Annotated in this window: 1 protein-coding gene; it reads right to left on the reverse strand. The window is 35.8% G+C overall.

The genetic code is table 11. The features are described 5' to 3' along the window. Nucleotides 1-83: 83 nt before the first annotated feature. Nucleotides 84-467 (reverse strand): hypothetical protein, encoded by a 384-nt coding sequence (locus L2764_RS27545; protein ID WP_248943511.1) that lies wholly within the window; start codon nt 465-467, stop codon nt 84-86. Nucleotides 468-620: the final 153 nt, after the last annotated feature.

Below are 620 nucleotides of genomic sequence, written 5' to 3' on the forward strand. Positions count from 1 at the left end.
CATTTTTAGTCATTGCGATGTTCCTTTTGTTAATTGTTGATCGGCCAAGATCAATTAACAGGTTACATCGCAATGCTTTATCCTCATACACCAGAAACGACTATAGCTCTATCAAATGTGATGCGATCAATAGTGACAGGTGCTGCTTCTATAGCATTTACAATAAAACTAGTTAATTCATTTTCAGTACATGCCATTAAAGGGTCTTGAGTGGTACTACCAATATCGCCACTCACAATTAGACCGAGGCTGCCGCCATTAGCGACAAATCTTTGATATTCAGTCTCGTGTCCTGTTACAGGATTAATTCCTGAACCGTCTGTTACATTACTGAAACTGCATTCTTTATTCATGTTAAGAAGTAAATACCCAATATCAACATTGGAGATCCCATAATTAATCATTAGCTTATCTAACGCATTAGAGTCAACATTTAGAACAAAACCGCTAAACAATGCTGCGGGCACCTTACTTTCACTGATTTTGAGGTTATTTTCAATGGTATAAGGTTTAAGTGCTTAACTAAAAGTTATCGTATATTTTGACGGATAATTATCCATGATGTTTTTTACACTCTCTTTGAGTGCATCAAAAGTGATAAAATCATGGCAAGATAACCA

Source organism: Shewanella surugensis, from assembly GCF_023284005.1.
Classification (GTDB): Bacteria; Pseudomonadota; Gammaproteobacteria; order Enterobacterales; family Shewanellaceae; genus Shewanella; species Shewanella surugensis.